The organism is Streptomyces sp. NPDC006309 (assembly GCF_040613095.1).
In the GTDB taxonomy this organism is placed as follows: Bacteria; Actinomycetota; Actinomycetes; order Streptomycetales; family Streptomycetaceae; genus Streptomyces.
Map to the genome: position 1 here is coordinate 51,399 of NZ_JBEXRO010000021.1, position 24,138 is coordinate 75,536.

General features: G+C 71.8%; 23 protein-coding genes. 17 read left to right on the plus strand and 6 right to left on the minus strand.

Annotation, left to right across the window (positions count from 1 at the left end):
• Positions 1 to 240: 240 nt before the first annotated feature.
• On the minus strand, positions 241 to 789 hold the full coding sequence (locus ABZ117_RS24820; protein ID WP_356824064.1) for a hypothetical protein: 549 nt from the start codon (positions 787 to 789) through the stop codon (positions 241 to 243).
• A 720-nt stretch (positions 790 to 1,509) separates the two neighbouring features.
• Between ABZ117_RS24820 and hemL the strand changes: the two genes are divergently transcribed.
• The 8 genes from hemL (at position 1,510) to ABZ117_RS24860 (ending at position 9,728) form a co-directional block, all read left to right on the plus strand.
• The gene (gene hemL / locus ABZ117_RS24825) at positions 1,510 to 2,829 is read left to right on the plus strand and encodes a glutamate-1-semialdehyde 2,1-aminomutase (RefSeq protein WP_356824065.1); all 1,320 of its coding nucleotides are present in this window, start codon (positions 1,510 to 1,512) and stop codon (positions 2,827 to 2,829) included.
• The gene (locus ABZ117_RS24830) at positions 2,826 to 3,521 is read left to right on the plus strand and encodes a histidine phosphatase family protein (protein WP_356823978.1); all 696 of its coding nucleotides are present in this window, start codon (positions 2,826 to 2,828) and stop codon (positions 3,519 to 3,521) included. Before hemL ends, ABZ117_RS24830 begins: the two co-directional genes overlap by 4 nt.
• Positions 3,522 to 3,687: 166 nt before the next feature.
• Positions 3,688 to 4,980: a hypothetical protein gene (locus ABZ117_RS24835; protein WP_356823979.1), complete on the plus strand. Its 1,293-nt coding sequence runs from the start codon at positions 3,688 to 3,690 to the stop codon at positions 4,978 to 4,980.
• 117 nt (positions 4,981 to 5,097) lie between these two features.
• Positions 5,098 to 5,688 carry a TlpA disulfide reductase family protein gene (locus tag ABZ117_RS24840; protein WP_356823980.1) on the plus strand — a complete coding sequence of 197 codons (591 nt, stop codon included), beginning with the start codon at positions 5,098 to 5,100 and terminating at the stop codon, positions 5,686 to 5,688.
• 1 nt (position 5,689) lies between these two features.
• A complete protein-coding gene (locus ABZ117_RS24845) occupies positions 5,690 to 6,469 on the plus strand; it encodes a cytochrome c biogenesis protein CcdA (RefSeq protein ID WP_356823981.1) in 780 nt (259 codons plus the stop codon).
• A gap of 3 nt (positions 6,470 to 6,472) precedes the next feature.
• Positions 6,473 to 8,173, plus strand: coding sequence for a cytochrome c biogenesis protein ResB (locus ABZ117_RS24850; protein ID WP_356823982.1), 1,701 nt, complete (start codon positions 6,473 to 6,475; stop codon positions 8,171 to 8,173).
• Positions 8,170 to 9,249 (plus strand): c-type cytochrome biogenesis protein CcsB, encoded by a 1,080-nt coding sequence (gene ccsB / locus ABZ117_RS24855; RefSeq protein WP_356823983.1) that lies wholly within the window; start codon positions 8,170 to 8,172, stop codon positions 9,247 to 9,249. The genes ABZ117_RS24850 and ccsB overlap by 4 nt, the downstream gene beginning before the upstream one ends.
• Before the next feature lie 62 nt (positions 9,250 to 9,311).
• A complete protein-coding gene (locus ABZ117_RS24860; RefSeq protein ID WP_356823984.1) occupies positions 9,312 to 9,728 on the plus strand; it encodes an SRPBCC domain-containing protein in 417 nt (138 codons plus the stop codon).
• A gap of 30 nt (positions 9,729 to 9,758) precedes the next feature.
• On the opposite strand, the gene ABZ117_RS24865 is transcribed toward ABZ117_RS24860, so the two are convergent.
• From ABZ117_RS24865 to ABZ117_RS24880, 4 genes are all read right to left on the minus strand, one after another.
• Positions 9,759 to 11,306 (minus strand): hypothetical protein, encoded by a 1,548-nt coding sequence (locus tag ABZ117_RS24865; RefSeq protein ID WP_356823985.1) that lies wholly within the window; start codon positions 11,304 to 11,306, stop codon positions 9,759 to 9,761.
• Positions 11,306 to 13,471: a hypothetical protein gene (locus ABZ117_RS24870; protein WP_356823986.1), complete on the minus strand. Its 2,166-nt coding sequence runs from the start codon at positions 13,469 to 13,471 to the stop codon at positions 11,306 to 11,308. The genes ABZ117_RS24865 and ABZ117_RS24870 overlap by 1 nt, the downstream gene beginning before the upstream one ends.
• Before the next feature lie 71 nt (positions 13,472 to 13,542).
• Entirely contained in the window at positions 13,543 to 14,958 is a 1,416-nt protein-coding gene (locus ABZ117_RS24875; RefSeq protein ID WP_356823987.1) for a condensation domain-containing protein, read from the minus strand.
• Positions 14,959 to 15,137: 179 nt separating this feature from the next.
• Positions 15,138 to 15,464, minus strand: coding sequence for a PLD nuclease N-terminal domain-containing protein (locus ABZ117_RS24880; protein ID WP_356823988.1), 327 nt, complete (start codon positions 15,462 to 15,464; stop codon positions 15,138 to 15,140).
• Between the two features lie 76 nt (positions 15,465 to 15,540).
• Between ABZ117_RS24880 and ABZ117_RS24885 the strand changes: the two genes are divergently transcribed.
• The 9 genes from ABZ117_RS24885 to ABZ117_RS24925 all read left to right on the plus strand — a co-directional run bounded on the left by ABZ117_RS24885 (position 15,541) and on the right by ABZ117_RS24925 (position 22,632).
• Complete coding sequence (locus ABZ117_RS24885) at positions 15,541 to 16,992, plus strand: menaquinone biosynthesis decarboxylase (RefSeq protein WP_356823989.1); 1,452 nt, start codon at positions 15,541 to 15,543, stop codon at positions 16,990 to 16,992.
• Entirely contained in the window at positions 16,989 to 17,891 is a 903-nt protein-coding gene (gene mqnP / locus ABZ117_RS24890; RefSeq protein ID WP_356823990.1) for a menaquinone biosynthesis prenyltransferase MqnP, read from the plus strand. The genes ABZ117_RS24885 and mqnP overlap by 4 nt, the downstream gene beginning before the upstream one ends.
• A gap of 80 nt (positions 17,892 to 17,971) precedes the next feature.
• Positions 17,972 to 18,622, plus strand: coding sequence for a UbiX family flavin prenyltransferase (locus ABZ117_RS24895; protein WP_356823991.1), 651 nt, complete (start codon positions 17,972 to 17,974; stop codon positions 18,620 to 18,622).
• Positions 18,623 to 18,678: 56 nt separating this feature from the next.
• Complete coding sequence (locus ABZ117_RS24900; RefSeq protein WP_356823992.1) at positions 18,679 to 19,134, plus strand: Lrp/AsnC family transcriptional regulator; 456 nt, start codon at positions 18,679 to 18,681, stop codon at positions 19,132 to 19,134.
• A gap of 37 nt (positions 19,135 to 19,171) precedes the next feature.
• Positions 19,172 to 20,335 carry an aminofutalosine synthase MqnE gene (gene mqnE, locus ABZ117_RS24905; protein WP_356823993.1) on the plus strand — a complete coding sequence of 388 codons (1,164 nt, stop codon included), beginning with the start codon at positions 19,172 to 19,174 and terminating at the stop codon, positions 20,333 to 20,335.
• A 46-nt stretch (positions 20,336 to 20,381) separates the two neighbouring features.
• Positions 20,382 to 21,041 (plus strand): UdgX family uracil-DNA binding protein, encoded by a 660-nt coding sequence (locus tag ABZ117_RS24910; RefSeq protein WP_356823994.1) that lies wholly within the window; start codon positions 20,382 to 20,384, stop codon positions 21,039 to 21,041.
• A 16-nt stretch (positions 21,042 to 21,057) separates the two neighbouring features.
• The gene (locus ABZ117_RS24915) at positions 21,058 to 21,582 is read left to right on the plus strand and encodes a GNAT family N-acetyltransferase (RefSeq protein WP_356823995.1); all 525 of its coding nucleotides are present in this window, start codon (positions 21,058 to 21,060) and stop codon (positions 21,580 to 21,582) included.
• Positions 21,583 to 21,662: 80 nt separating this feature from the next.
• On the plus strand, positions 21,663 to 21,971 hold the full coding sequence (locus ABZ117_RS24920) for a DUF4229 domain-containing protein (protein WP_356823996.1): 309 nt from the start codon (positions 21,663 to 21,665) through the stop codon (positions 21,969 to 21,971).
• 10 nt (positions 21,972 to 21,981) lie between these two features.
• Complete coding sequence (locus tag ABZ117_RS24925) at positions 21,982 to 22,632, plus strand: TetR/AcrR family transcriptional regulator (protein ID WP_356823997.1); 651 nt, start codon at positions 21,982 to 21,984, stop codon at positions 22,630 to 22,632.
• A gap of 482 nt (positions 22,633 to 23,114) precedes the next feature.
• Here ABZ117_RS24925 and ABZ117_RS24930 read toward each other — a convergent pair whose 3' ends face one another.
• Positions 23,115 to 23,978: a MaoC/PaaZ C-terminal domain-containing protein gene (locus tag ABZ117_RS24930; RefSeq protein ID WP_356824066.1), complete on the minus strand. Its 864-nt coding sequence runs from the start codon at positions 23,976 to 23,978 to the stop codon at positions 23,115 to 23,117.
• Between the last annotated feature and the right edge of the window lie 160 nt (positions 23,979 to 24,138).

A 24,138-nucleotide genomic window follows, 5' to 3' on the forward strand; every position in this document is an offset into this window, starting at 1 on the left:
GGAGAAAAGACTGTGCCGGAGGACCTGGACGAACATGAAGTAGCTCCTGCCCTACGCCCCCGTACTCCTGGACGCGGACCCCGCCTTCACGCTGCGGACGTACACGCCCTGCTGCCGTCCGGCGAGACCCCTACCCGCATGATGATCGACGGCGCCGCCTGACGCGGCCCTTCTCAGGTACTGGCCAGGACGGACCCGAAAGCCCCGCCCGGACCCAGCAAGACGTCCAGGTTCCTCAGCTCAGGGCCACACCAGGCAGTAAGGCTGATGCCCTGCCTCATGCAGCCGGTGGCTGAAGTCCTGCCACTCGTGCAGCAGCTGGTACACGTTGAACGCGTCGCGTGGGCCGCCTCGGTCGGGGACCGTCGACCAGATGAACGCCGCCGCGCCCACCGCTTCCTCGCCGATGCCCCGCAGGGGGTCCACGACCGTCATGGGGAGTTTGACCACCGCGTAGTCGGGGTGCAGGACGACCAGTTCGAGGGGTGGCACCTTGTGCAGGGGGACGCCCTCGATGCCGGTCAGGACCATCGCGGCCATCGTCTCCGGCTTGATCTTGGTGAACATGCCGTTCATGCCCAGCTCGTCGCCGCCGAGTTCCTCGGGACGCATCGAGATGGGAACGCGGGCCGCGGTCGCACCGTCCGGCGCGCCGAAGTATTTGTACGTCACCCCCACCCGACCACCATTCCTGCTCTCCGCCCGGAGGCGGTCGACCCGGTGGTCGAGCCGGCGGTCGGCCTGCCGGTCCGGCCTGCCGTCCCGCCGCTGCTCCGGATCGCGGTCCAGTTCACGGTCCAGTTCGCGGTCGAGTTCACGGCCGGATCCGCGGTCCGGACCGCGGTCCAGTTCGCGGTCCAGTTCCCGGTCGATCCGCTCCAGGTCGATCCGCTCCCGGCCGATCCGCCGGTCGTACCGCTCGGGCTCGCTCGGTACACCCTGTACCTGCCGGGCGTCAGCCTGCCATGTGTCGGACGGCCGCGTCTCGGGCTGCCGCGCCTCGGACGGCCGTGCGTCGGCCTGGCGCGGCTCGGGCTGCCGTGCGTCGGACGGCCGCGCCTCGGCCTGGCGTGTTTCCTGTCGTCTTTCGGTCGTTTCCTCCGCGTCGCGCCGGTGCCTTCCCCGCCGGGCACGTCGAGGACCCAGGTCGTCAGTCCCCTCGCCCAGTCCGCCACCGCGATGCATATCTCCACCCGACTGCTTTTCTAGGACGCGTGGCCCCCGCCGCGCAACCCGATCATCGTGTCAGTGACCTCCCCCACGGCCGCCCGCCGAAACGTGCGGTGGAACAACAGTCCACGGGATCCGTCCGGCCCCTGATCACCCGGCTTCTGATGATTACGTGCGCAGGAGCTGTGTGTATCAGGTGCCAGTCTCGCAGATGCCCGCCGGATGGCGGCGCCGTGATCCCGAGGCCGCCCGCGGTCCGGCGGGGGCGCGGCCTACCCTGAGGAGGTCCCCCCGCAACCGGAGTCCGAGAAGCCGGAGAAGACGCACGTCATGAGCGCCCTGAGCGAAACGCCCTATCCCTACGACGCGCCCGCCTCACAGGCGCTCTTCGACCGTGCCTCCGTCGTCACCCCGGGCGGGGTGAACTCCCCGGTGCGCGCTTTCCGCGCCGTCGGCGGCACTCCCCGCTTCATGGTGTCGGGCAAGGGGGCCTGGCTGACCGACGCCGACGGGCGCGAGTACGTCGACCTCGTGTGTTCCTGGGGGCCGATGATCCTCGGGCATTCCCACCCCGAGGTGATCGCCGCCGTCCAGGAGGCCGTGGCCCGCGGTACGTCCTTCGGCACGCCCGGCGAGGGTGAGGTGGCGCTCGCCGAGGAGATCGTCGCCCGCGTCGAGCCCGTCGAGCAGGTCCGGCTCGTGAGCAGCGGGACCGAGGCCACCATGTCCGCCATCCGGCTCGCCCGCGGGTTCACCCGGCGGTCGAAGGTGATCAAGTTCGCCGGGTGCTACCACGGGCACGTCGACTCGCTGCTCGCCGCCGCCGGGTCCGGGGTCGCCACGTTCGCCCTGCCCGACACGCCCGGTGTCACCGGTGCGCAGGCGGGCGACACGATCGTGCTGCCGTACAACGACCTGGAGGCCGTGCAGGAGGCGTTCCACCGGCACCCGGGTGAGATCGCCTGCGTGATCACGGAGGCATCGCCGGGCAACATGGGCGTCGTGCCGCCGGACCCCGGGTTCAACCAGGGGCTCCGGGACGCCTGCCGGGAGAACGGCGCCCTGTACATCTCCGACGAGGTCATGACCGGGTTCCGCACCAGCCGCGCCGGGTGGTACGGGGTCGACGGGGTCAGGCCGGACCTCATGACGTTCGGGAAGGTCATGGGCGGCGGGTTCCCCGCCGCGGCGTTCGGCGGCCGGGCCGACGTCATGGCCCACCTCGCCCCCGCGGGGCCCGTCTACCAGGCCGGCACCCTCTCCGGTAACCCGGTCGCCACCGCCGCCGGGCTCGCCCAGCTGCGGCTGCTGGACGACGCGGCGTACGAGACCGTGGACGCCGTCTCGGCGCAGATCCGGTCCCTCGTCGGCGAGGCGCTCACCAAGGAGGGGGTCGCGCACCGGCTCCAGACCGCCTCCAACATGTTCTCGGTGTTCTTCACGGACCGGCAGGTGCGCACCTACGAGGACGCCAAGCGGCAGGAGTCGTTCCGCTTCACCGCGTTCTTCCACTCGCTGCTGGCGAACGGCGTCTACCTGCCGCCGTCGTCCTTCGAGTCCTGGTTCGTGTCCACGGCCCACGACGAGCGGGCCATCCAGAAGATCGCCGACGCCCTTCCGGCGGCGGCCCGGGCGGCTGCGGAGGCCACAGCGGCATGAGCAACAGCAAGGACATCACCGTCGTCCACGTCATGCGGCACGGCGAGGTCGAGAACCCGGACGGCATCCTGTACGGGCGGCTGCCCGGGTATCACCTCTCGGAGCTGGGGCGGCAGATGGCCGACCGGGTCGCCGAGCACCTCGCCCCGCGGGACGTGACCCATGTCTGCGCCTCGCCGCTGGAGCGGGCGCAGGAGACGGCCACGCCGATCGCCAAGGCGCACGGTCTGGATCTGGACACCGACGAGCGGCTGATCGAGGCCGAGAACATCTTCCAGGGCAAGACCTTCGGTGTCGGGGACGGCGCGCTGCGCAACCCGGACAACTGGAAGCACCTCGTCAACCCGTTCCGGCCGTCCTGGGGCGAGCCGTACGTCGACCAGGTCGTGCGGATGATGGGCGCGCTGAACGCGGCCAAGGACCGGGCGCGCGGACACGAGGCGGTGCTGGTCAGCCATCAGCTGCCGATCTGGATCGTGCGGTCGTACGTCGAGCGGCGGCGGCTGTGGCACGATCCGCGCAAGCGGCAGTGCACGCTCGCGTCCCTGACGACGTTCACCTACCAGGGCGACAGGATCGTGTCGGTGGGTTACAGCGAGCCCGCCATCGATCTCGTCCCGGTCCATCTGCGTGCCGGTGCCAAGCCCCAGAAGGGCGCGGGCACGGCCCAGGGCAAGGCCTTCGGCGCCTGACCGCACGGGCTCCCGCGCGGACAACCGGGAACACAGAGTCCGATTGGTGTGACTTAGGGTATTCCGCCGTAGATATTGCGAAAAACATAAGAATCACAGGAACCTCCCCGATCTTCGCGCCCTCTGACTGGGTGACCACCAGCAGGCGCGACGATCGGGGATCTCCATGCGCACCTTCTCCCGCACCCTCTCCCGGAGGGGAGCACTCGGCCTCGGCGCCGGCGCGGCGGCCGCCGCCTCGCTGGCCGGATGCGGGAGCTCCACGTCCTCGGACGGCGCCGGGCACCCGAACGGTTCCGGCAAGGGGAAGAAGGAGCAGGGCAGCAACGGCGGCACGCGCCCGGCGCGCCCCATCGGCGACGGCTCGACCTCCTTCACCGGCCGCCAGCCGCACCAGCCGGCCAGGCCCGAGCCGCTGGAGCCGGGCCAGACCCCGCCGCAGTTCGTGGTCTTCTCCTGGGACGGCGCCGGCGAGGTCGGCAACGGTCTCTTCCCCCGCTTCCTGGACCTGGCCAAGGAGCACGGCGCGAGCATGACCTTCTTCCTCTCGGGGCTGTATCTGCTGCCCGAGGCGAAGCGGCGGCTGTACGAGCCCCCGAACAACCCGCGCGGCGCCTCCGACATCGGCTACCTCACCGACCCGCACATCAAGGCCACGCTGGCCAACGTGCGCCGGGCCTGGCTGGAGGGCCACGAGATCGGCACGCACTTCAACGGGCACTTCTGCGCCGGTCACGGCACGGTCGGCAACTGGACCCCGCAGCAGTGGGCGAGCGAGATCCGGCAGGCCAAGGCGTTCGTGAAGGAGTGGCGGACCAACACCGGGTGGACCGACCTGCCGTCGCTGCCCTTCGACTACGACAAGGAGCTGACCGGCGGCCGTACGCCCTGTCTGCTCGGCCAGGGCAACCTGCTGCCCACCGCCCGTGAGCTGGGCTGGCGCTACGACGCCTCCTCGCCGGGCGGCCGTCAGGTGTGGCCGGTGAAGAAGCTGGGGATCTGGGACCTGCCCCTCCAGCAGATACCTTTCCCCGGACGTTCGTTCGAGGTCCTGTCAATGGACTACAACATGCTCGCCAACCAGTCCGTGAACTCGACCAAGGCGCCCGCCTACAACTACCCGGCCTGGCGCAAGCAGTCCGCGCAGGCGTACATCCAGGGGTTCCAGCGGGCGTACGAGACGAACCGGGCGCCGTTCTTCATCGGCAACCACTTCGAGCAGTGGAACGGCGGCATCTACATGGACTCCGTCGAGGAGGCCTTCCTGCACATCGCGCGGGAGAAGGAGAAGGGCGCCGACGTCCGGCTGGTCTCCTTCAGGCAGTATGTGGACTGGATGGACGTGCAGAAGCCGGAGGTGCTCGCCCGGCTGCGGACGCTGGAGGTCGGGCAGCGGCCCGCCGGGGGATGGAAGCAGTTCCTGCGGGGCGGCAAGGCGGCCTCCTCCGACGCCGCCTGAGGGGGCCGGTGTCGGCTCTTGTCTGAAATGTCCCTTGTAAATACGCCCTGAAATGCGGTTTTCCGCCCGGCAGGGGGGCGCGCGAGAGGCGCGGAACAGGCATGCGAAACTTTTCACATGAGTACCCGTAGCCGCGCCGTCCTGCTCAGCGCTGTGGCCGCCGTCGCGGCCCTGACCGCGTCCGCGTGCGGTAAGGGCGGTATCTCCGGTGGCGGCGGCGACACCAACTTCGTCACCGGCAACAACGGCATCGACACCGTCCCGTCCGGCAAGCGCGCCGCCATCCCCGACCTGTCCGGCAGGACCGTCGACGGCAAGACCCTCGACGTGGCCGACTACCAGGGCAAGGTCGTCGTCCTCAATGTGTGGGGTTCCTGGTGCGGGCCGTGCCGGGAGGAGGCGAAGTACTTCGCCCAGGTCTCCAAGCGGTACGAGGGCAAGGGTGTCCAGTTCGTCGGCATCAACACCCGGGACGCCAGCACCATCCCCGCGCTCGCCTTCGAGAAGGCGCGCGGCATCACGTACCCGAGCCTGTACGACCCCACCGGCCGGCTGATGCTCCGCTTCAAGAAGGGCACGCTCAACCCGCAGCTCGTGCCCTCCACACTCATCATCGACCGGCACGGCAAGATCGCCGCGCGCGCCCTGGAGCCGCTCGACGACACGACCCTGCTGAAGATGGTCAAGCCGGTCCTCGCGGAGAAGTGACGTGAGCGCACTGCTGACGCTGGCCGCGGAGACGGGCCCGGGCCGCAACCAGACCGTCCTGCACGGCGCCCTGCCGGTCTCCCTGCCGATCGCCCTGCTCGCCGGGCTGGTCTCCTTCTTCTCGCCCTGCGTGCTGCCGCTGGTCCCCGGCTACCTCTCCTATGTGACGGGCGTCGCGGGCACCGACCTGGCCGAGGCCAGGCGGGGGCGGATGGTGGCCGGTGCCTCCCTGTTCGTGCTCGGCTTCAGCGCCGTGTTCGTCTCCAGCGGCGCCCTCTTCGGCTACTTCGGCGCCAGCCTGATCGACTACCAGGGCACCCTGACCAAGGTGCTCGGCGGCCTCATGATCGTCATGGGCGTCTTCTTCATGGGGCTGCTGCCCTGGTTCACCATGCGCGAGTTCCGCTTCCACAAGCGGCCGACCGGCAGCCTGCTGGGCGCGCCCGTCCTCGGCGCCCTCTTCGGTGTCGGCTGGACGCCCTGCATGGGCCCGACCCTCTCCGCGGTGAACTCCCTGTCCTTCCAGGAGTCGAGCGCCGCGCGCGGCTCGCTGCTGATGCTGGTCTACTGCCTCGGCCTCGGTGTCCCCTTCGTGCTCACCGCGATCGCCTTCCGCAAGGCGCTCGGCGCCTTCGCCTGGGTCAAACGCCACTATGTGTGGGTGATGCGCATCGGAGGCTCGATGATGATCCTGACCGGTGTGCTGCTGCTGACCGGCGCATGGAGCGGTCTGATCCAGCAGATGCAGACCTGGTCCGACGGCTTCGATGTGGGGATCTGACCGATGAGCAAGACCGACACCGGCACGAGTGCGGAGCAGGAGGACCTGGGGGCCGCCGGCTCCCAGCTGTCCACCGCGCCGCGGGAGGAGCAGGCCGCCCCGGCCGGCTTCGGGGCCGTCGGCTGGGTGCGCTGGTTCTGGCGGCAGCTGACCTCCATGCGGGTCGCGCTGCTGCTGCTCCTGCTGCTCTCGCTCGGCGCGATCCCCGGCTCGCTGATCCCGCAGTCCGGCGCCGACGTGAGCAAGGTCGACGACTTCCGCGCCGCCCACCGGACGCTGGCGCCGGTCTACGACAAGCTGGGCCTGTTCCACGTCTACAGCTCGGTGTGGTTCTCCGCGATCTACATCCTGCTCTTCGTCTCCCTCGTCGGCTGCATCATCCCGCGCACCTGGCAGTTCGTCGGGCAGCTGCGGGGCCGTCCGCCGGGCGCGCCCAAGCGGCTGGACCGGCTGCCCGCCTACACGACGTGGCGCACGGAGGCCGGCCCCGAGCAGGTCCGCGAGGCCGCGCTCGCCCTGCTGAAGAAGCGCCGCTTCCGCGCCCACACCGCCGGTGACGCCGTCGCCGCCGAGAAGGGCTATCTGCGCGAGGTGGGCAACCTGGTCTTCCACGTCGCGCTGATCGTGCTGCTGGTCGCCTTCGCCTCGGGCCAGATGTTCAAGTCCGACGGCACCAAGCTGATGGTGGAGGGCGACGGCTTCTCCAACACACTGCCGATGTACGACGACTTCAAGTCCGGCAGCCTGTTCCGCAACGACGACCTCGTGCCGTTCAGTTTCGACCTGAAGGACTTCAAGGGCACCTACGAGCTGACCGGCCCCAACCGCGGCACTCCGCGGACCTTCCAGGCGCGGATCCGCTACAGCGAGGGCGTCAACGGCAAGGAGCGGACGACCACCGTCAAGGTCAACGAGCCGCTGAAGATCGACGACGCCAAGGTCTACCTCGTCAGCCACGGCTACGCCCCCGTCATCACCGTCCGCGACAGCAAGGGCGAGGTCGTCTACCGCGCCCCCGTGCCGCTGCTGCCCCTCGACGGGAACGTCACCTCGCAGGGCGTCGTCAAGGTCATGGACGGCTACCGCGACGCCAGGGGCACCAAGGAGCAGCTCGGCATCAAGGCCTTCTTCCTGCCGACCTACGGCGGGGCCGGCATGGAGATCGCCTCGGCGTTCCCCGCACTGCTGAACCCGGTGCTGAACCTGGAGCCGTACCACGGCGACCTCGGTGTCGACTCGGGCATCCCGCAGAGCGTGTACCAGCTCGACAAGACGCACATGAAGGACTACAAGGACGCCAAGGGCGCGCAGCTCCGGATGAACCTGAAGCCCGGCCAGACCATGAAGCTGCCGAACGGCGCCGGGTCGGTCACCTTCGAGAAGGACGTCAAGGAGTGGGCCGGCTTCGAGATCGTCCAGGAGCCGGGCGGCGGCTGGGCGCTCGGCGGTGCCCTCGCCGCGATCTTCGGTCTGGCCGCCTCCCTGTTCATCCAGCGCCGCCGCGTGTGGGTGCGTGCGGTGCGCGGCGCCGACGGCGTCACGGTGGTGGAGATGGCCGGGCTCGGCCGCAGCGAATCCGCGAAGGTGCCCGAGGAGCTGGGCGCCCTCGCCGGTGTCCTCTACGACCAGGCGCCGGGGGCATCCGACCCCGGCGACGACTCCGCACAATCCCCAGTCGTACCTGCCGAAGGGGCTGAGAAGTGACTCTCGCCGCCGCAACCAACGAACACCTCGCGAGTATCAGCAACACGCTGGTCTACTCGTCGATGGCCGTCTACACCCTGGCGTTCTTCGCGTACATCGCGGAGTGGCTGCTGGGCAGCCGCAGCAAGGTGGCCCGGACGGCCGCCGCGCTGACGGCGCCGGCCCAGGCCGCGCAGGCCCCGGCCGTGACCGTGCGGCAGGCCGGCGGGACCGCCGTGCTGGAGCGGCCGAAGGTCGTCGTGCGCTCGGCCTCCGGCGCGCGGGACGTGCCGGACGGGCCGGGCGCGCACGGCGGGGACGTGCAGGGCGACCTGTACGGCCGGATCGCCGTCTCGCTCACCGCGCTGGCCTTCCTCGTGGAGCTGGTCGGCGTCGTCGCCCGCGCGGCCTCCGTGCAGCGGGCGCCGTGGGGCAACATGTACGAGTTCAACATCACCTTCTCCACGGTCGCCGTCGGCGTGTACCTCGCCCTGCTGGCGCTGCGCAAGAACGTGCGCTGGCTCGGCCTGTTCCTCATCACGACGGTCCTGCTCGACCTGGGCCTCGCGGTCACCGTCCTGTACACGGCCAGCGACCAGCTGGTGCCCGCCCTGCACTCGTACTGGCTGTACATCCACGTCTCCACCGCGATCTTCTGCGGCGCGGTGTTCTACGTCGGCGCGGTCGCCACGATCCTGTACCTGTTCAAGGACTCGTACGAGAGCAAGCTCGAGAGCGGCGGCCGGCCCGGCCGGTTCGCGACCTCGGTGCTGGAGCGGCTGCCCGCCTCCGCGTCCCTGGACAAGTTCGCCTACCGGGTGAACGCGGCCGTCTTCCCGCTCTGGACGTTCACGATCATCGCGGGCGCGATCTGGGCGGGCGACGCCTGGGGCCGGTACTGGAACTGGGACCCGAAGGAGACCTGGTCCTTCATCACCTGGATCGGCTACGCCTGCTACCTGCACGCGCGGGCCACGGCCGGCTGGAAGGGCCGCAAGGCCGCCTACCTGGCGATGATCGCCTTCGGCTGCTGGCTGTTCAACTACTACGGGGTCAACATCTTCGTCACCGGCAAGCACTCGTACGCGGGCGTGTGACGCGGCCGGCCCCGGCCCCGTAACCGCGTGCGCATCCCCGGTGCCGGGCGCAGGCTGGTGTCATGAGCGGTTCCATCGCACAGGGCATCAGCCAGACCCACGGGAACACGAACATCCTGCACTTCACGGTGCGGCTCCCGCGGCGCATGGAGGACGTCTGGGCCGCGCTGGCCACACCCGAGGGGCTCGGGGCCTGGCTCACCCCCGCCGATGTGCTCGAACCCCGGCTCGGTGGCGCCGTCACCCTGCGCGACCTGGGCAGCGGGGAGATCACCGCGTGGGACGTGGACCGGGTCGCGGAGTACACGGTCGGGGGCGGTGGCCGGATCCGGTTCCATCTGGAGCGGGACGGGGAGGGTGGCACCGCCCTGCGGTTCACGCACGAGTTCCAGGGCGAGGAGGCGTCGGAGCGGGGCTGGCGGGCCCACTTCGAACGGCTGATCGAGAATCTGGAGCCTTCCCGCCCCGCGCAGCCGTAGCCTTCCCGGCCCCGGCCGGGCCGGGCGCGCCTACGACGGCGGCAGGCACTCCTTCCCCGGCGGCTTCCCCTCCGGCCAGGCGATCCGGACGAAGCGCGAGCCGCCCGCGGGGGTCAGCTCCACGATCGGCACCGCCTTGTCGTACGGGTTGCCGTGCGTGTCCAGGCAGATCCACCCACTCGCCCCGTCCACCCGCAGCGAGCCCTTGACCTGCGGCCACTGCAACCCGACGTCCGTGAGCGCCGGGACGGTCCGGCCGTCCGGTACCGCCTCGCGGACGCCGTGCACGGCGAGCCGCAGGGTGTCGTAGCCGATGATCAGCTGCCCGTCGTCCAGGGCGACCGGGCCGACCGGGCCCACCGGCCCGCGGTCCGCGGCCGTCAGCAGCTTGCGCAGCGCCGCGAAGTCGGCCGCCGAGCCGCCCGTCCGCGCCGGGTCCTTCGTCCAGGCGTCCGGGTGGGCGAGGGAGGTGTAGCGGACGGCGAGGTTGCGTCCCAGCACGCTGCGGTCCAGGTCCTTCTCGTGGGTCAGGTACGACGCCTCGTCGCCGGTCAGCACCGTGAACCTCCGGTCCTGGCAGCCGCGCCCGCCCAGGGCGTTGATGAACTGCCGCAGCTGGGTGTGCCGGCCCGCGAACAGCAGCGTGTCCGTCTCCCGCGGGGTGTCGCACACCAGGTGGGTGATCTGCCGGAACGTGTTGGCGGTCGTGCCCTCCTCGCTGCGGTCGGCGGGCGGGGTGAACGGCTGCGACTCGAACGGCGAGCCCTTGATCAGCGCCGCGAAGGACTGCTGGAGGGTGCGCGTGTAGGGGTCGCCGGGCCGGTCGTACACCAGCAGTGCCTTGCCCGCGCTGACCTTCGCGAAGGAGGCGAGCGCGCGGGCCTCGTCGGTGTTGGTCGGTGCCACCCGGGCCAGCCCGGGGAAGGGGTCCGCGCCCCGCTGCCCGTTGGCGAGGTCGTCGGCGGTGATGGAGGAGCCGATCACCGGGATGTGGTGCCGGGTGAGCTCCCTGACGGCCTGTTTGTTGGGGTCGGTGCTCTGCCCGATGCCGGCGACCGCCCGCAGCCGGTCCGGGCTCGTCGTCATCGCGACCAGCCGGTCGACGGTCTGCCGCCAGTGCGTGCCGGTCGCCCCCGGGTTGGCGAGGACCAGCCGGACCGACGGGCGTTCGCCGTTGGCGTCGTGGTTGGCCTGGTACTGCGCCAGGTAGGCGCCCTGGAGCTGGTGGCGGATGTCGTTCTGGTTGGTCGGCGACGTCGAGGTGTACGGCAGCATCAGCGCCACCGTCACATAGCCGCCGGGGCGCAGGCGGTCGTTCTCCCGGCCGATGGCCCGCACCACGTCCCGCAGCCGGGGCTGCCCGAAGTCGTACGGCCCGGTCGCCACCCCCACGCACTCGTCACCGCCGGCCGGCCGGGACACCCCGGGCGCGCAGGACAGGTCCTCGTGCAGCAGGGCCCGCACCGCGAACCCCAGGCCGGCCAGCAGGGCCAGCGTCACCAGCAGGGCCGTGTAGCGGCGCAGCGGGATCTCCCACACGCCCTCCCGCAGCCACGTGCCCACACCTCTGCGCGCCATCACGCCTCCCCGCGTCGGTGGTCCGCGCCGTCGTCCGCGGTGTCCGGGTCGTCCGCGCCGTCGGGGTCGTCCGCGCCGTCGGCGTCCTCCGGGCCCTCTGGGCCGGGCACGGGGCCGGGGCCGTCCAGCGGGCGCCCGGCCAGCGCCGCCGCCGGCCAGTCCCGGGAGACCCGCCACAGCAGCGCGTTGCCCGCCGGCCGCAGGTTGGACAGCTGCTCCAGCTCGAAGCGGAGCCGGTCGCACACCCGCGGGTCGGGCAGGACCAGCGGGTCCGCCAGCAGCCACACGGCGTGCAGCAGCCGCCGTATCCGCAGGTGCAGTACGGCGTCCGCGCCCTCCGGCACGCTGTGCCCGGCGTCCGTGCGGCCGAGCGCGACCGCGGCCCGCCGGTCGTCACGTCCGGTGAAGTCGCGGCCCTCGGCGTCGTGCGCGTGGAAGTAGGGCGCGGACGCGATGAAGCGCAGGGTGCGCAGCCAGGCCCGGGGGTCGGCGGTGGCGAAGGTGTCGCGCAGGTGGGCGACCGCCGGCCCGGTGTCCCCGAGGGCGAGTTCGTGGTGCAGCCGGTACCGGGCGTGCTCGGGGCCGGGGTAGTGGGCGGCCAGCGTCTCGTGGGCGGTACGCCAGGACGCGTGGTCGGCGTCGCGCAGGTGCAGCCGGAGCAGCAGCAGGGTGCGCACGAACGGGTCGCCGACGAAGCGGGCCGGCACGGCGGGCAGCCCCTCCTCGACGAGCAGCGTCTGGAGCGCCCGTACCCTCGCCGGTCCGAAGGTGTCCGGCAGCAGCGCCGCGGCCAGCGCGCAGGCCGAGCCGTGGTCGTGGGCGGCGGCCAGCACGGTCAGCTCGTCCAGGTGCTCGGCCGGCACCAGCCGGTCCAGCAGCGCCTCGTAGGCGGGTACGGCGGGCCGGTCCTCGGCGGGCCGCAGGCCGGCCGTGAGGAGCCCGCCCAGCGAGTTCACGCCGGGCAGGGCCTGCGCGGCGGACTCGGCGAGCAGCCTGATGCCCAGCGGGTTCCCGCCGGTCAGCCGGTGCACGGCGGGCGGCAGCTGCGGCGGGACGGTGAGGTCGGCACGGACCGCGCCGACGATGTGCAGGGTGTCGTCCTGGCTCAGCGGACCCAGCGCGAGCAGCAGTGCCCGCGAGGAGGGGGCCGCGCCCGGCGTCCAGTCGCAGCGCCGGGCCGCCTCCGCCAGCTCCCGCCGCGCCGCGCCCGGCAGTTCCTCGCGCCCCTCGCCGCGCCGGGCCGCGACGAACGCCACCCGGTCCCTGATGCCCTCGGTACGGTCCCGCAGCACGGCCGCCACCAGCCCGGGGCCCGGCGCCGACTGCGCGTTGTCCAGCAGCACCAGCGGCCGGCCCAGCCGCTGCATCCGCGGCAGCATCCCCGCGTACGCCTCCGTCAGGTCGGCCAGCAGCGCCCGCACCAGATACCGCTCGGCGTGCTCCCGCGAGCCGCCGCCGTCCCGGAAGTGCCCGGACAGCAGCATCAGGCCGCGCTGGGCGTTGCCGCCCGCGTTCGGATACGTCCGGTACCAGGTCGACGCCTTCTGCTGCCGGCGGCTGGTGAACCCCTCGGCGACGGACTCCAGGGTCGCCTCGATGGCGCCCGACACCAGCGGCCCGGTGCCGGTGGCCGCGGCGACCACCTTGGCCGCCACCTTCCCGGCCCAGCGCCCGGCCAGCCCGCTGATCCACGTGCCGCTCTCGTTCAGCAGCAGGATCCGCTCGACCTCCCGGCGGATCCGCTCGGAGTCGGCGTCGCCCCAGCCGCCCGCGGCCACCGCGACCAGGCCCGGCATCAGCCGCGGGAACGTGATCCGGCCGGCGCCCGTCACCGGCGCCGCGAGCTGCTCGGCGATCACCAGCAGCGCCTGCGCGAGCGGCGACCAGGACGCGGCGGGCCGGTCCGCGGGCGGCGCCGCGAACTGGGCCTCCGCGCAGTCGGCCAGCGCGACCGGCGTGTGCCCCCGGTAGGCGTCCCGCAGCTCGGCGAGGACCGCGCTCTTGCCGAGCCCGCGCGCCCCGGTGAGCACCACGAACGGCGGTTCGTCCGGGTGCTCGTAGGGATGGCCGCGGTGCTGGTGCGGGCGCAGGCCCACGAGCCGCGGCGCGAGGCCGGCCGGATCGACATCGAACAGCGCCCCGCGCCCGTGCAACCTTCTGTGCACCGCATCTCCCCCTCAACACCAGTGTAGAAAGGGATAGTTGATCCACACCAGGGCCGGTGGTGACCGTTGGGTCACGAAACCGCCGGGAGGCGTCCGTGGGCCACCGAGGCGATCCGGTCCCGCAGCCGCTCGACGTACAGCCGCATGTTCTTGGCCGCGATGTCCGTGTCCGGGTAGCGGCTCGCCAGCCACAGCCCCTCGTGCAGCCGGTTCACCCACACGCACACCTGGTCCCCGTACGACACCCGCAGCAGTGCGTGCGCCCGCTGCTCGGCCCACCGCTCGGCGCCCGTGATGGTGCGCGCGTCGAGGTAGGAGACGATCGAGTACAGGTCGGGGGAGGTCGGCCGGAAGTCCGTGCCGAGCAGGGCGAGCACCCGGGCCAGCGGCATCCGGGCCAGTGGCCGGTTCGCCTGGAGTTCGGCCCGCACCGCCCGCACGGTCTCCGGGAAGCCGCGGGTACGGCTCACGGGCACCTCGATGGGGGCGCCGCCCACGTACCAGCCCACCGAGTCGCTCCACCGCGACTTCACCCGGGTGTGGAACGGCACCACCGTCCGGTACACCGGCTGCCCGCCCAGCTCGTGGACGATGAGCCCGGTCGCGGCCAGCAGCCCGACCATGCTGCCGCCGTAGGGCCGGCAGTACGCCTCGAACGCCGCCGCGTCGTCCGCGTCCGCCAGCGGTTCGCACAGCATCTGCTGCTGCGGCAGCGGGCCGTCCGGGTCCAGGCCGAGGTCGACGGGGAAGCCGGGCAGCGTTCCGTCGCAGCGGCGGATGAACTCCCGCCAGCGTGTGACGATGTCGTGTCCGCCGTCGAGCCGGTCGGCGTCCGCCCGCTCGATCTCGCAGAAGTCGACGTAGCTCGCGACGGGGGCCGGGATCTCGGGGGTGGTGCCCGTGGCGCCGGCCGTGTACAGCTCGTGGATCTCGGCGGCGATCCGGTGCACGGAGTAGGCGTCGACGTTGCTGTGGTCGAAGGCCATGTACACGCTGGCGCCGTCGTCCCGCAGGACCGCCGTGTAGATGAGGTTCGGCCAGCGCAGCGCGTCGGCGACGCTGTCGAAGCGGTCCTGGAGGTGCCGCACGAGCCGGCCGGGGTCGGGGAAGTCGCCGACCACCTCCCGGCGCAGGGTCACGTCGGCCGCGTCGAGCGTGAACCGGCGCAGCTCGTCGCCCGTGCCGCCGGCCCAGCGGAAGCCGCTGCGCAGCGTCTCGTGCCGCACGGTCCAGGCGCGCAGCGCCTCCTGGAGCACGTCCAGGTCGACCGGGCCCGGCAGGTCGAAGGCGGTGCCGAGCCAGGTCGGCACGAACAGCCCGTCGTCCCGTACGCACTTGGCCGTTCTGATGTGTGACTCCTGGATGTAGGCGGGCGGCCGGGAGTCGTCCGGGAGTGCCGTCGCCGCCTCGACGGTCGCCGGGCTCAGCGTCCACTCGACGAGCCGTCCCGGCCGGACCTCGCAGCGCTGGATGTCAGTGATTCGCACGCGTCTCCCATCGCAAAGGGACCCCTGGGTGCGGGCTCCCCTGCAAGGCAATGCCGTGGGACGCGGCCGGGACATGCCCGTCGGGTTCATTTCAACGGAACGGGTGGCAGGCCGAACGCGGAAGTGAATAACCGACGGTGACCGGCGCGGCGGGTCCGCCCGGCCGACGCCGTCTTCCGCTAGTCGTGCCGGGGATCGTCGTCCTTGTCCAATTTACCCCGTTCGTCCAGGGACTTGAGGAACTCGGGGTTGTCGTCCGGGGCGACCCAGCGCGCGGCGGTGTCGCCGTGGCGTGCCGGGGCCGGGCCGCCGGCGGAACCCGGTCGCACCCGGCCGGTGAGCAGCCAGGCGACCGGTCCGACCAGCACCTCCCCGAACAGCAGGACGATGACCAGCCAGGCCGCCTTCGGCAGGTGGCGGACCTCGTCGTCGGGGGTGTTCAGACAGTCCACGAAGGCGTAGATCCACAGGGTGAGTACCAGCAGGAACGGCAGATACCTGAGCATGGCCGCGCGTACTCCCCACACCGTGAGACGACCCTGGTGACCCGGCCAGAGTAGCGGGTGGCCGATACTGGGACACATGGCTTACGACGATCTTCGCTCCCTGCTGCGGGCACTGGAGCGCGAGGGGGACCTCAGGCGCATCAAGGCCGAGGTCGATCCTCATCTGGAAGTCGGGGAGATCGTCGACCGGGTGCAGAAGTCCGGCGGCCCGGCGCTGCTCTTCGAGAACGTGCGCGGTTCGGACATGCCTCTCGCCATGAACGTGTACGGCACCGACCGCCGCCTGCTGAAGGCGCTGGGCCTCACGTCGTACGCCGAGATCTCCGAGCGGATCGGCGGCCTGCTGCGGCCGGAACTGCCGCACGGCTTCGTCGGGGTGCGCGAGGCGTTCGGCAAGCTCGGCGCGATGGCGCATGTGCCGCCGAAGAAGGTGAAGGAGGCCCCGGTGCAGGAGGTCGTCCTGCACGGTGACGACGTCGACCTCGACCGGCTGCCGGCGCTGTTCACCTGGCCCGAGGACGGCGGGTCCTTCTTCAACCTGGGCCTGACGCACACCAAGGACCCGGAGACGGGGATCCGCAACCTCGGGCTCTACCGCCTCCAGCGCCACGACAAGCGCACCATCGGCATGCACTGGCAGATCCACAAGGACAGCCGCAACCACTACCAGGTGGCGGCCCGCCGGGGCGAGCGCCTCCCGGTGGCCATCGCCTTCGGCTGCCCCCCGGCCGTCACCTACGCCTCGACCGCCCCGCTCCCCGGCGACATCGACGAGTACCTGTTCGCCGGGTTCCTCGCCGGCAAGCGGATCGAGATGGTCGACTGCAAGACGGTCCCGCTCCAGGTGCCGGCGCAGGCCGAGGTGGTCCTGGAAGGGTGGCTGGAGCCCGGTGAGATGCGGCCCGAGGGCCCGTTCGGCGACCACACCGGTTTCTACACCCCGCAGGAGCCCTTCCCGGCGCTGACGATCGACACGGTGACGATGCGCAGGCGCCCCCTGCTCCAGTCGATCGTCGTCGGCCGCCCCCCGACCGAGGACGGACCGCTCGGCCGGGCCACGGAACGCTTCTTCCTGCCCCTGCTGAAGATCATCGTCCCGGACATCGTGGACTACCACCTGCCGGAGGCCGGCGGCTTCCACAACTGCGCGATCGTCTCGATCGACAAGAAGTACCCCAAGCACGCGCAGAAGGTGATGCACGCCGTCTGGGGGGCGCACATGATGTCCCTCACCAAGCTGATCGTGGTCGTGGACGCCGACTGCGACGTCCACGACCTGCACGAGGTCGCCTGGCGGGCGCTCGGCAACACGGACTACGGCCGTGACCTCACGGTCGTCGAAGGCCCCGTCGACCATCTCGACCACGCCTCCTACCAGCAGTTCTGGGGCGGCAAGGCGGGCATCGACGCCACGCGGAAGTGGCCGGAGGAGGGCTACACCCGTGACGGCGGGTGGCCGGAGATGGTCCTGTCGGACCCGGGAACGGCGGCCCTGGTGGACCGTCGCTGGAAGGAGTACGGACTGTGACGTCGGTGTCCGCCGCCATGCCCCGGCCGGGACGCACCAAGGCGTTCCTGCGCCTGGTGATGATCGAGCACTCGGTCTTCGCGCTGCCCTTCGCCTACATCGCCACCCTGACGGCGATGTACGCGTGGGACAGGAACATCCACTGGGTCCGCCTGCTCCTGGTCACGGTCTGCATGGTCGGCCTGCGCACCTTCGCCATGGCCGTCAACCGGATCATCGACCGGGAGATCGACGCCCGTAACCCGCGCACCGCCCACCGCGAGCTGGTGACCGGCGCCATGTCGGTGAAGCACGCCTGGACGGGCGCCCTGATCGCCCTGGTGGTCTTCCTCGGCGCGGCGGCCCTGCTCAACCCGCTCTGCCTGGCCCTGGCGCCGGTCGCGGTGATCCCGATGGTGGTCTACCCCTACGGCAAGCGGTTCACCGACTTCCCGCAGGCCGTCCTGGGCCTCGCCCAGGCCATGGGCCCCATCGGCGGCTGGCTGGCCGTCTCCGGCAAGTGGTCCTGGGACGCGGTCGTCCTCGGTCTCGCCGTGGGCATCTGGATCGGCGGCTTCGACCTGATCTACGCCTGCCAGGACGTCGAGACCGACCGTGAGATCGGCGTCCGGTCGGTGCCGGCCCGCTTCGGCGTCCCGGCCGCGATCTGGGGCGCGCGCGCCTGCCACACGGTGACGACGGCCCTGTTCGCCTGGTATGGCGTCGCCACCCACGCCGGTGCCTTCTTCTGGCTGGGCCTGCTGATCGTCGCCGCCGCGTTCGTCTACGAGCACCGCATCGTGCGCCCCCACGACCTGTCCCGGCTGAACCGGGCGTTCTTCTCGGTCAACGGCTTCATCGGCATTGCCCTGTTCGTGTGCGCGCTGCTGGATCTGCTGGTGCGTGGACTCACCGTCTGAGGGGCCTGGCGACCACCGGTCCTGAGCCCCTTCGCGTCCGCCGGTACGCTCAAGGTGTGAACGCAGGAGAAACGCAGCGCGTGCCTTGGATCGTGGGGGTGTCCGGAGCTTCGGGGACGCCGTACGCGGCGGCCGTGCTGCGCGCGCTGCTGGCGGCGGGGGAAGCGGTGGACCTGGTGGTCAGCCGGGCCTCGCGGCTGACGCTGCTGGACGAGACGGGGATCTCGTTCCGGGACGCGCACTGGCGGGACGACCTGCGCGCCTGGCTGGCGCGGGGCGCCGACGGCAAGCCCCAGACCTTCGACGTGGACGTCAGCGGGGTGCGGTACTGGAACGCGGGTGATCTCGCCGCCGGCCCGTCCTCGGGTTCGTACCCGGCGAAGGGGATGCTCATCGTGCCCGCCTCCACCGCCTGTGTGGCGGGTGTGGCGCTCGGGCTGTCCAAGGACCTGCTCCAGCGCGCGGCGAGCGTCACGCTGAAGGAGCGCCGGACGCTCGTCGTGGCCGTACGGGAGACCCCGCTGAACGGGCAGACGCTGCGGCACCTGGTGGCCCTGGACGACGCCGGTGCCGTGGTCGTCCCGGCCTCGCCCGCCTTCTACGCGGGCGCCACCCACATCCAGGACCTGGTGGACTTCGTCGCCGGCCGGGTGCTGGACGCGGCGGGAGTGGGACACGGCCTGTACCGGCGCTGGCAGGGCGGGCTGGGCGGCGGCACGGCGGACAAGTAGCAGTACGTACGTACCTCTCATCACTTCAGGAACATTCACCGGAAGGCTTCGATCGCATGGACGCGGTGGACAGGCAGCTCATCCAGGCTCTGCGGGAGAACGGCCGGGCCTCCTACGCGGAGCTGGGCCGCCTCGTGGGCCTGTCGGGCCCCAGCGTCACCGACCGCATCAACCGGCTGGAGGCGGCCGGTGTCATCACCGGTTACCGCGCGACGGTGGACTCGGCCTCGCTGGGTCTCGGCGTGACCGCCCTGATCGGCATCTCGCTGTCGGACGCCGCCGACCACGAGGACGTCGCGCAGCGGCTGCGCGACCTGCCGGAGATCGAGGACTGCTGGTTCATCGCCGGTGACGACTCCTTCATGCTCAAGGTGCGCTCCCCGGACGTGGACGGTCTGGAGAAGACGATCCGGCGGCTGAGCGGCACCAGGGGCGTGTCCCGTACCCGCACCACCATCGTGCTCTCCACGAAGTGGGAGAACCGGGTCGGCGAGCTTCCGGAAGAGGTCTAGGGATACCGTGGCCGGGTTGTCGGAGAAAGGTGTGGGCATGGACGTCGGACTCAAGCGCGAGCTGGAGGAGAAGGTCCGTTCCGGGGAGCGGCTGACCCGCGAGGACGGCATCGCGCTGTACGAGTCGGACGACCTGGCCTGGCTGGGCGGGCTCGCGCACGAGGTGCGGACCCGCAAGAACGGTGACGTGGTGCACTTCAACGTCAACCGGCACCTGAACATGACCAACGTGTGCACGGCGTCCTGCGCCTACTGCTCGTTCCAGCGCAAGCCGGGCGAGAAGGACGCGTACACGATGCGCATCGAGGAGGCCGTCCGGCTGGCCAGGTCGATGGAGTCGGAGAACCTCACCGAGCTGCACATCGTCAACGGCCTGCACCCCAACCTGCCGTGGCGGTACTACCCGCGGTCGCTGCGGGAGCTGAAGGCGGCCCTTCCGCACGTCTCGCTGAAGGCGTTCACGGCCACCGAGATCCACCACTTCGAGACGATCTCCGGGCTGTCGGCGTCGGAGATCCTCGACGAGCTGATCGACGCGGGCCTGGAGTCCCTCACCGGCGGCGGCGCCGAGATCTTCGACTGGGAGGTCCGGCAGCACATCGTGGACCACCGCACCCACTGGGAGGACTGGTCCCGCATCCACCGCCTGGCGCACGAGAAGGGTCTGAAGACCCCGTGCACCATGCTGTACGGCCACATCGAGGAGCCCCGCCACCGCGTCGACCACGTGCTGCGCCTGCGTGAGCTCCAGGACGAGACCGGCGGCTTCCAGGTCTTCATCCCGCTGCGCTACCAGCACGACTTCGTGGACGTGCGGGACGGCAAGGTCAGGAACACCCTCCAGGCCCGCACCCGGATGGCGACGGGCGCGGAGGCCCTGAAGACGTTCGCGGTCTCCCGGCTGCTCTTCGACAACGTCCCGCACGTGAAGGTGTTCTGGGTCATGCACGGCGTGCAGACCGCGCAGCTCGCCCTCCAGCACGGCGCCGACGACATGGACGGCTCGGTCGTCGAGTACAAGATCACGCACGACGCGGACAACTACGGCACGCCGAACAAGCTGACCCGCGAGGACCTCCTGGACCTGATCCGGGACGCGGGCTTCCGCCCGGTGGAGCGCAACACCCGCTACGAGATCATCCGCGAGTACGAGGGCCCGGACCCGGCGCGCCGCGAGTCCCCCCAGCCGATGCGGGTCTGACCCCCGCGGTACGGGTCCCCGCCCCCGTGGCGGGTACCCGGGCCGCATGGCCGGCACCCGAGCCCCGGAAGACGCGTACACGGCGGAGCCCTTCGTGCCGGAGGGCGGCACTCTCGCCGCCCTCCGCGAGGCCGCGGCCGGCTGCCGGGGCTGCCCCCTGCACCGGGCGGCCACGCAGACGGTGTTCGGCACGGGACCGGCGCCCGCCCGCCTGATGCTCGTGGGCGAACAGCCCGGTGACCAGGAGGACCGCCAGGGCAAGCCGTTCGTGGGTCCCGCCGGCAAGCTCCTGGACCGGGCCCTGGCCGAGGCCGGTCTCGACCCGGCGCAGGCCTACGTCACCAACGCGGTCAAGCACTTCAAGTTCACGCGGGCCGAGCCCCGCAAGCGCCGCATCCACAAGGCCCCGAGTCTGCGGGAGGCGACGGCGTGCGGGCCCTGGCTGGCGGCCGAGCTGGCGCTGGTGGAGCCGGAGCTGATCGTGGTGCTGGGCGCCACGGCCGGCAAGGCGCTGCTGGGGTCGTCGTTCCGGGTGAACCAGGTGCGCGGGACCGTGCTGGAGGAGGAGATCCACGGCCGGCCGGAGCGGCTGGTGCCGACCGTGCATCCGTCGGCCGTGCTGCGCGCGGACGACCGGGAGCGGGCGTACGAGGGCCTGGTGGCCGACCTGAAAGTCGCGGTGAGCACCCTCGGCCCCCTCAAGTAATGGCTACGATTGCCTCATGCCCCTTACCTTCACGCTGGATCCCCCGGTCACCCCCGCCCTCCGTGACGGCATCCTCGGCCTGTGGACGGACGTCACGAACGCGGGCGGAGCCGTCGGCTTCGTCGCCCCGGTGACCCGCGAGGAGGTACGGCCCGAGCTGGTACGCCACCTCGTGCAGATGGCCGAGGGTCACACCCGGCTGCTCGTCGGCCACGACGAGGCCGGCGAGGTCGCCGCGACCGCCTTCCTCACCCGCAACACGCACCGGCTGATGACCCACTGGCTGTGGCTGTACACGGTGATGGTCCACCCCCGGCACCAGGGCCGGGGCCACGGCCGCGACCTGCTGGCCGCCGCCGCGGACGCGGCCCGGGGCATGGAGGGCATCGAGGCGGTACGGCTGACCTGCCGGGGCGGGCTGGGCCTGGAACGGTTCTACGCCTCCTGCGGCTACAAGGAGGTCGGCCGCGTACCCGACGCCATCCGGGTCGCGCCCGGCGACGACCGGGACGACATCGTCATGCTGCTGCCGCTCGGGTGACACCGACCCCCCTGCGTCGCCGCCCGCCGCGCGTGCTTCACTGGACGCTGACCCTTTTGGAATCGGACGAGTGGATTGAGATGCTCCGCTACACGCTGATGCGCCTCGGTATCTTCGCGGGCTGCCTCCTGGTCGTCTGGGGAGCCGTCTACTCGGGCATCTTCCCCCGCGGCTTCGGCGACTCCAACGTCCTCTGGGTCCTGCTGCTCGCCCTCGTCGTCTCCGCGCCGGTCAGCTGGGTCGTGCTGCGCAAGGAGCGCGAGCGGGCCTCGGTGCAGATCGTGCACAAGGTCGACCGGATGAAGGCCAACCTGGACGCCAACCGCAGCCAGGAGGATCTGGCCGACGACGCGTCCCGGGCACAGGGCGGGGCAGCCGCGCCCAACTAGTCTTGCCCCCATGGGTGGCGTCAAGACCAAACGGATGCCGAGGGCGGTGCGGGAGCAGCAGATGCTCGACGCGGCCGTACGGATCTTCGGGCAACGCGGGTACATGGCCGCCTCGATGGACGAGATCGCCGAACTCGCGGGCGTGTCCAAGCCGTTGGTCTATCTGTACCTGACCTCGAAGGAATGCCTCTTCACCGCCTGCATCCGCCGTGAGGCCGCCGCGCTCACCGCGGCCGTCCGCGCGGGGGTCCGGCCGGACCTGCCCGCCGACCGGCAGCTCTGGGACGGGCTGCGGGCGTTCTTCGCGCACACCGCCGAGCATCCCGACGGCTGGTCCGTGCTGCACCTCCAGGCCCGCACGCACGGTGAGCCCTTCGCGGCCGAGGTCGCCGCGATGCGCGCGGAGATCGTCGCGTTCGTGACCCGGCTGGTCGTGGTCGCGGCGCGGGAGGCGCACCGGGATCCCGACCTGCCCGAGCGGGAGGTGGCCGGGATCGCGGAGGCGCTGGTCGGCGCGGCGGAGTCGCTCGCCGCGTGGGCGAACGCGACGCCCGGGGTGAGCGCGCGACAGTCGGCGGCGACCCTGATGAACTTCGCCTGGGCGGGCCTGGCCAACCTGATGCAGGGCCACCCATGGGCTCCGCCCCCGGCCGACTCCTAGAAACGACCCGTCGTTCTTCGGGGGCGGGGGCGGGGGCGGGGGCGGGTGCGGGTGCGTTGTGGCTGGTCGCGCAGTTCCCCGCGCCCCTGGGGGGCTGGCAACGGTCGTTCCTCGGGTGCGGGTGCGTCGTGGCAGGTCGCGCAGTTCCCCGCGCCCCTTGGGTGGGTTGGGTGCGGTGTGTCTCAGGGGCGCGGGTTGGTCCTGGCGGGGCACGGGGTGTTCTTCGGGTGCGGGTGCGTCGTGGCAGGTCGCGCAGTTCCCCGCGCCCCTTGGGTGGGTTGGGTGCAGCGGGTTTTGGGGGCGCGGGGAACTGCGCGAATGGGCACCGCGTGCCCGCGGCCGGCGATGGTGGGGTGCCACCCGACTGTCGGGGCAGGACCGGCCCTCGCCGGCCAGGTGCGGCGTGCCTCAGGGGCGCGGGGAACTGCGCGAACGGCCCCGACGTTGCCGCGCCCGGCGATGGTGGGGTGGCCCCCCGCGGGTCAGGGGAGGGGCTGGACCTCGCCGGTGAGGTGGGGTTTGCCGCCCGGAGCCCGGAGCGCGAACCGGCCGGTGCCGTCGGCGCCGTAGCTCACCGTGCCCGGCAGCGGAACCGGCGCCCGGAAGCGGACCCGGACGACGGCCGCGTCGGGCGTGCCGTGGGCGGCCAGGCACCGCGCGGCGGCCCACATGCCGTGGGCGATGGCGCGCGGGAAGCCGAAGAGCCGGGCGGTGAGGGGGTGGAGGTGGATGGGGTTGCGGTCACCGGACGCGGCACCGTACCGCCGTCCCACATCCCCGGCGAGCCGCCACTCGGCGAGGACGGGAAGCGCCCCGCCCTCGGGGAGGGAAGCCGGGTGAGCGGCACCGCGGGGGAGACCCGGCCGGACCGGATGCCGGGCGAGATACGTGCTGCGGGACTCCCAGAGCAGGGCCCCGCCGGACCGCAGCGCGGTCACCACGGTCGCCTCGGTGCCACGCCGGTGCGCGGCCAGCCCCTGGATCCACACGGCGAGTTCGTACTCCCCGCCGGCCGGCAGCGCACCGGTGCGGACGATCTCGATCGAGGTGTGGACCAGCCCCAGCAGCGGCAGCGGAAAGTCCCGGCCGCTCATCAGCCGCATGGCCAGCGGGAAGCCGAGGACGTGCGGGTAGGTGACCGGGAGGTCGGGCTCGCCGGTGGGGAAGCCGCAGACCCGCTCGTACGCGGTCAGCCTGACCAGGTCCACACGCAGGCCGGGCAGGACGAGCCGGGTGCGCGGGAAGGCCGCGTCGGCGGCGGGGCGCTTGAAGGGGGAGCGCAGGGCGCCGCGGGCGAGCAGCGGGCCGAGTGCGGGGGCGGTGGTGAGGGTGACGGCGCTCAACAGGCCTCCAGCGGGCTCCGTCTCGGTCCTGAGGCTTACTCGGGAGTAAGGTTACCGGAGGTAAGGCAAGCGGGGCCACCTGCTCTCCCGGTCGTGCGTGCCCGAAGCTGAACGCCTCTCACATAACCCCCGAGGCTGCACATTCCCGGCCCCGGATTCTCCC

Coding starts and splice junctions, on each gene's coding strand:
- ABZ117_RS24835 (WP_356823979.1), top strand. CDS start 3,688: ATGCGCACCTTCTCCCGCACCCTCTCCCGGAGGGGAGCACTCGGCCTC.
- ABZ117_RS24885 (WP_356823989.1), top strand. CDS start 15,541: ATGGCTTACGACGATCTTCGCTCCCTGCTGCGGGCACTGGAGCGCGAG.
- ABZ117_RS24880 (WP_356823988.1), bottom strand. CDS start 15,464: ATGCTCAGGTATCTGCCGTTCCTGCTGGTACTCACCCTGTGGATCTAC.
- ABZ117_RS24850 (WP_356823982.1), top strand. CDS start 6,473: ATGAGCAAGACCGACACCGGCACGAGTGCGGAGCAGGAGGACCTGGGG.
- ABZ117_RS24925 (WP_356823997.1), top strand. CDS start 21,982: ATGGGTGGCGTCAAGACCAAACGGATGCCGAGGGCGGTGCGGGAGCAG.
- ABZ117_RS24830 (WP_356823978.1), top strand. CDS start 2,826: ATGAGCAACAGCAAGGACATCACCGTCGTCCACGTCATGCGGCACGGC.
- mqnE (WP_356823993.1), top strand. CDS start 19,172: ATGGACGTCGGACTCAAGCGCGAGCTGGAGGAGAAGGTCCGTTCCGGG.
- ABZ117_RS24915 (WP_356823995.1), top strand. CDS start 21,058: ATGCCCCTTACCTTCACGCTGGATCCCCCGGTCACCCCCGCCCTCCGT.
- ABZ117_RS24910 (WP_356823994.1), top strand. CDS start 20,382: ATGGCCGGCACCCGAGCCCCGGAAGACGCGTACACGGCGGAGCCCTTC.
- ABZ117_RS24860 (WP_356823984.1), top strand. CDS start 9,312: ATGAGCGGTTCCATCGCACAGGGCATCAGCCAGACCCACGGGAACACG.
- ABZ117_RS24900 (WP_356823992.1), top strand. CDS start 18,679: ATGGACGCGGTGGACAGGCAGCTCATCCAGGCTCTGCGGGAGAACGGC.
- ABZ117_RS24865 (WP_356823985.1), bottom strand. CDS start 11,306: ATGGCGCGCAGAGGTGTGGGCACGTGGCTGCGGGAGGGCGTGTGGGAG.
- ABZ117_RS24920 (WP_356823996.1), top strand. CDS start 21,663: ATGCTCCGCTACACGCTGATGCGCCTCGGTATCTTCGCGGGCTGCCTC.
- ABZ117_RS24840 (WP_356823980.1), top strand. CDS start 5,098: ATGAGTACCCGTAGCCGCGCCGTCCTGCTCAGCGCTGTGGCCGCCGTC.